The sequence below is a fragment of the Mycobacterium sp. genome (genome assembly GCF_052144515.1).
Lineage (GTDB): Bacteria > Actinomycetota > Actinomycetes > Mycobacteriales > Mycobacteriaceae > Mycobacterium.
Genome location: NZ_JBKQQD010000069.1, coordinates 1 through 4,813 on the forward strand (window position 1 = coordinate 1; position 4,813 = coordinate 4,813).

The window sequence follows — 4,813 nt, forward strand, 5'->3', positions numbered from 1 at the left end:
GAGCCGTCGGATCGCTGTGGGACGTGGTCCGCGACCGTCGGCTCAACCATCGCCCCCAAGTGCGCGGCGGCGTGCTGGCGCAGGAGTGCGCCGCACCCTTGGAGGCGTTCTTCGCCCGGCAGCGATCGGGGTGACCCGAACGAGACAAGCGGTCGGTTCGGTAAGCTGCCTGACGGTGGCGTGTCCGAGCGGCCTAAGGAGCACGCCTCGAAAGCGTGTGACGGCTAACACCGTCCGAGGGTTCAAATCCCTCCGCCACCGCCACAGTTCTACGCCTGTTACCGCAGGTAGAGAGCTTTTCTTACACCTCGACCGCTGCCGTTGGGCGCGCTTTGGGCACAGAATGGGCACACTTCAAATCCAACGCCTCGGCGACGGCATCAAGATCCGTGTCGAACAAGTCGGCATAGGTGTCGAGGGTGACCTTCGCCGAGGTGTGCCCGAGCATCCGGGACAACGCCAACACGTTCACCCCGGAGCTGACCGCGATCGAGGCGCAGGAATGGCGCAAATCGTGCGGAGTGATCGCCTGGACCTTGGCGCGTTTCACCGCACCGGCGAACCATCCACCCTCGGACTTCGGGCGCGGCAGATACGCGCCGTCACCGAACACCAGATCGTCGCGGCTGCGGCCCTCGCACTGCACCGCCAGCTCGTCGAGGACGAACCGGGGGACCGGCACCGACCGTTCCTTGCGGCTCTTCGTCTGACCAACCGCGTGATCCACGCCGAGCTGCACCGCGTTGTCGTGGACGCTCAACCGCCGGCGCAGGAACTGGACATCGGACACCCGCAACGCCACCGCTTCACCCCACCGGATCCCGGTATAGGCGAGCGTGAGCACGAGCGCCCGATGCTGCCCCGACTCGCCGGCCAGCGCGGCGACGTCATCGACTGTGAGGTACACGCGCCGCTTACCGGTCTTGTGGGGCAGGTTTTCCACTCCCCTGCTCGGGTTCGCTGCCAGTCGCCGTGACTTCACCGCGTCATCGAGGATGCCCGCCAACACCCCATAGGCCCGGATCACAGTGGTCGCCCCGGAGGTCTTGCCCATGGCGGCGATCCACCGCTCCACGGCGGCGAGGTCGACATCGGCGACCCTGGTAGTTCCCCACGCCGGTTTGACGTGGATGCGCCACGCGGACTCCAAGGTGCGGTAGTTCGACGGGGCCACGTCGGATTCCTTACGGGACAACCACGCCGGGGCCAGCTCGCCGACTGTGATCATCCCGAGGCTCGGCGCCACGTAGGTGCCGGTCATCTTCTCAACCTCGACCGTGGACGCGAACTCCTGGGCGTCACGCTTCGTCCGAAATCCGCGTTTCTTCGTCTGCGTCTGCTGCGGCGTTCGGTAGCGAACCATGTACCGCTTTGCGCCCGTTGACGTTTCGTAACTCTCAATTGTTGCCATCGGTCTCGTCTTCTTTCAGCCATTGCGGTTGTAGCCATTGCGGTTGTGTGTTGGTGATGAACGCCATCGGCGACAGCCCGACCGCTGATCCCCCCGAATATGGGTCGGCTTGCAAGTACACCCACCATTCCCCGGCCGTCATTTTGGTGTGCTTCTCGGTGGGGGAGACCATCTCGTTTTGGTCGGCGGTGACCGGCATCAGCAGGGTGGCCGGTGCCGTTTTGAGTGCCATCGCCAGCGCCACGAGATCATCGACATCGACGCGGCGGTTGCCTTCCTCGATCCGGCGTAGCCCTAGCTCCGGTATCTTGCGGCCGATCTCGGCCAGCTTGCGGGACAGTTGGGCATAGGTGAGGTTCTGACCTTCCCGCCGCTGGCGAATGTTCGCGCGGACGGTCTCCCCGGTTAGGTCGAGCGGGTTTCGTTTGTCTACCATCACATGAGTATGCCCGATCATGATGATCGATGTCTATGTCGTCTTGACATTTCGCCGGATTTAGTCATGATGGATGACAAGCCTGCTATCTCAAATGCAGGTGCGATCATCATGATAGGAGTCCCGGTGGACGACCTCATCCCAGCTACAGAGATGAAGAACCTGTTTCCTGGCACCACCGATCAGACCTGGGCCGGGAGACGGTTCCGGGGTACTGGGCCGGTGTTCATTCGCCTCGGTGGAGAAGAGGGCCGCAGCATCTACTACCGCCGCGCTGACATTGAGGCGTGGCTTGAAAGCAACCGCTACACCCGCACTGACCGCCCGGTGAACGCATGACCTCGGACAGCCCTACCCAGGAAGCCGCCACCGGCGATGGGGCCGCCTGAAAAAGAAGCCGGGCCCCTCACCAAGGGCCCGGCCAATGTCGAGGAGCCGGCAAGCACCACCAACAACCTCAAGCATAACGGTCACGAACCGAACGGGCTTCGCGCCGCACTTGAATCCGCCGGCGGCTCGCTGAAGTCGCTGACGGTGCTGGCGCCGCAGAATGATCCGTTCCGGGTGGACACCGACGCCGGCCACCGAGACGGCGCATGGCTTGCCGATACGTTGGGTCGGCTCGGTATCACCGGGCAGCGGCATCTTCGCGGGCTGCACTACATCCTGATCGGCCAGCCGAAACCTAATGGCCAGCCATACACCAACACAGAGAGCGATTGGCGGTGGCTCGCCGAGACTGCGGCCAAGGCCGCCCGCTGGCTCGGTTATATCCCGTTCGACCGGATCGTCGACCAGCGCAACGACGAACCGGTGATCCACGAATGGCGCCCGTCGTCAGCGGCTCCGCAGTCATACGTGTCCGTGAACTTCGATGTGCGGCTCGACGTGAGTTTCGACGGGGTGACAGTGCCCGATGCCGACGACCTGATCCCGTATGCGGGGCTTGCCGGATTCGTGGCCGAGCAGCCATACCACTTGGTGCTGGTCGGCGAGAAGTCGTCGCTGCGCCCGGTTTTGTCTGGTGTCGCCGACCGCTACCAGGCCGATCTTTATCTGCCGACCGGCGAGATCAGCGAAACGCAGGCGCATCACATGGCGCGCTCTGGCGCTTCCGATGGTCGCCCGTTGAAGATCTTCTACTTCTCCGACGCCGACCCGGCGGGTTGGCAGATGCCGATCAGCCTGGCGCGGAAGTTGCAGGGCCTCAAAGCGATCGAGTTCGACGACCTGGAATTCCAGATCTACCGGGTGGCACTTACACCAGATCAGGTGCGCGAGTATGGCTTGCCGTCAACTCCGCTGAAGGACACCGAGCGCCGTGCCGACGCGTGGACGGCCGCGATGGGTGTCGAGCAGACCGAAGTGGATGCGTTGGCCGCGCTGCAACCGGATCTGTTGCGGCAGATCGCCGATGGTGTGATCTCACTGTTCTACGACGGCACGCTGAATCGGCGTGTACGGCAAGCCAGGGATGAGTGGCGGCGACAGGCGCAGCAGTCCGTCGATGAGCAATCCGCCGAACATCGTGAGCGCATCTCTGGTGATGTGGTGCCGCTGCTTGACGAGAAGCGCGCCGAGATCGGTCAGGTCCTCGACGAAGTGCGACAAGCCCTCGATGAGAAAGAGGAACAGATCCGCGCGGTGCTCAATGCGGTGCACCTCGATCCGGACATGTTCGAACTGCCGCCGATCCCACCGGTGCCGGAGCCGGTGTTCGGCGATCAGCCGCAGCCGCTATGCGATTCGGGATGGGACTTCGCCTACCAGTGCGATCGGCTGATCGCGTCGAAGAACTACGGTGCCGGCGAGATGGGTGATCGCCTATGAGCACCCGAATGCGTGACCACGCGATCGAATACGCGCGACATCACTGGCAGGTCGGCCCGCTGTGTCACCGCGACCGCGACACCGGCAGGATCGTCCACCCCCGCGGCAAGGATCCCGTCGGCCACCTCGTCCCGCACGGCCTCCACGACTTCACCGACGACATCGCTAGCGTGGCCCGATGGTGGTCGCGGACCCCGTGGAACATCGGTGCCCGGGTGCCGGAGTCGATGTTCGTCCTCGACGTGGACGGCCCCGACCGCCGCCCGCACCCCGGCAGAGGATTGCAGGCACTCGCCGAGCTCGAGGAGCGGTACGGTCCACTGCCGGACACCTTCACCCAGATCACCGGATCCGGTGGGCTGCACCTGTTTTTCCGCCGCCCACCCGGCAAGCTGTCCAAGACCCGACTGCCGGCCGGGCTGGAGTACAAGGATCACGGCGGCTATGTGGTGGTAGCCCCGTCGATCCACCCCGATACGCGCGAGCGGTATGTGCGCTGTGATTATCCGGTGGCGCCGCCGCCGCCGTGGCTGGTCGATCTGATCGTCGAACGCCCCCGGCCCGTGCCGCCACCACGGAAACGGTACGCCGGCGTAAGGTTCTCCGGCCCGTCGATCGCCGACGCCTACTGCGCGTCGGTGTCGTGGGCCGACGTCCTCGAACCGCACGGCTGGACGCTGGCGGGCCGCGGTGCGGATCCTGACGCGGACGGCGCCCGCTGGCTGCACCCCACCGCGACGTCGTCGTGCTCAGCGACCGTCCGGAACGGTTGTCTGTTCGTGTATTCGCCGAACACCCCGTTCGACGTCACCGAGGCTGGACATCCCAAGGGCTACACGAAGTTCAGCGCCTACGCGGTCTTGGAGCACGGCGGGGACCTGTCGGCTGCCGCCCGAGCACTGCGGGGGGTGGCGTGATGATCGACCCCAACGACGTCCCCCCGATGGACGACGAGCAAGACACGCACCAGGACTCATCCGACTACATCCCGCCAACCGTGGTCCGTGACAGTGGCCGCGCGTGGGTCGACGTGCCACTGGACTCGCCGCTTGCGATGCGGCTGCGACGGTTCGGCGCTCACTGGGATCCCGACAGCAAGCAATGGTGGGTCGGCATCGCCAAAGCGACCGGGCTGG

General features: G+C 65.0%; 6 protein-coding genes, 1 tRNA gene and 1 pseudogene. 6 read left to right on the forward strand and 2 right to left on the reverse strand.

Annotated features, from left to right (window positions below; genetic code table 11):
• Window positions 1–134, forward strand: a pseudogene (locus ACLP9N_RS03455) (nucleoside deaminase); the annotation flags it as partial.
• A gap of 40 nt (window positions 135–174) precedes the next feature.
• Window positions 175–264 (forward strand) — tRNA-Ser (locus tag ACLP9N_RS03460).
• Between the two features lie 37 nt (window positions 265–301).
• Here the strand turns inward: ACLP9N_RS03460 and ACLP9N_RS03465 are convergent.
• Both ACLP9N_RS03465 and ACLP9N_RS03470 read right to left on the reverse strand, forming a co-directional pair.
• Window positions 302–1,411: a tyrosine-type recombinase/integrase gene (locus tag ACLP9N_RS03465; protein ID WP_442403633.1), complete on the reverse strand. Its 1,110-nt coding sequence runs from the start codon at window positions 1,409–1,411 to the stop codon at window positions 302–304.
• A complete protein-coding gene (locus ACLP9N_RS03470; RefSeq protein WP_442403632.1) occupies window positions 1,398–1,847 on the reverse strand; it encodes a helix-turn-helix domain-containing protein in 450 nt (149 codons plus the stop codon). Before ACLP9N_RS03470 ends, ACLP9N_RS03465 begins: the two co-directional genes overlap by 14 nt.
• 126 nt (window positions 1,848–1,973) lie before the next feature.
• Between ACLP9N_RS03470 and ACLP9N_RS03475 the strand changes: the two genes are divergently transcribed.
• From ACLP9N_RS03475 to ACLP9N_RS03490, 4 genes are all read left to right on the forward strand, one after another.
• Window positions 1,974–2,186: a helix-turn-helix transcriptional regulator gene (locus ACLP9N_RS03475; protein WP_442406083.1), complete on the forward strand. Its 213-nt coding sequence runs from the start codon at window positions 1,974–1,976 to the stop codon at window positions 2,184–2,186.
• A 36-nt stretch (window positions 2,187–2,222) separates the two neighbouring features.
• Window positions 2,223–3,677, forward strand: a complete 1,455-nt coding sequence (locus ACLP9N_RS03480; RefSeq protein WP_442406084.1) for a hypothetical protein — start codon at window positions 2,223–2,225, stop codon at window positions 3,675–3,677.
• On the forward strand, window positions 3,674–4,594 hold the full coding sequence (locus ACLP9N_RS03485) for a bifunctional DNA primase/polymerase (RefSeq protein WP_442403629.1): 921 nt from the start codon (window positions 3,674–3,676) through the stop codon (window positions 4,592–4,594). Before ACLP9N_RS03480 ends, ACLP9N_RS03485 begins: the two co-directional genes overlap by 4 nt.
• A partial coding sequence (locus ACLP9N_RS03490; protein WP_442403628.1) for a hypothetical protein occupies window positions 4,594–4,813 on the forward strand: 220 nt, incomplete at its 3' end. The genes ACLP9N_RS03485 and ACLP9N_RS03490, both read left to right, overlap by 1 nt.

What these genes read in the sequence shown, in the direction of transcription:
- ACLP9N_RS03465 (WP_442403633.1), bottom strand. Translation starts at nt 1,411, where the DNA reads ATGGCAACAATTGAGAGTTACGAAACGTCAACGGGCGCAAAGCGGTAC.
- ACLP9N_RS03470 (WP_442403632.1), bottom strand. Translation starts at nt 1,847, where the DNA reads ATGGTAGACAAACGAAACCCGCTCGACCTAACCGGGGAGACCGTCCGC.
- ACLP9N_RS03480 (WP_442406084.1), top strand. Translation starts at nt 2,223, where the DNA reads ATGGGGCCGCCTGAAAAAGAAGCCGGGCCCCTCACCAAGGGCCCGGCC.
- ACLP9N_RS03485 (WP_442403629.1), top strand. Translation starts at nt 3,674, where the DNA reads ATGAGCACCCGAATGCGTGACCACGCGATCGAATACGCGCGACATCAC.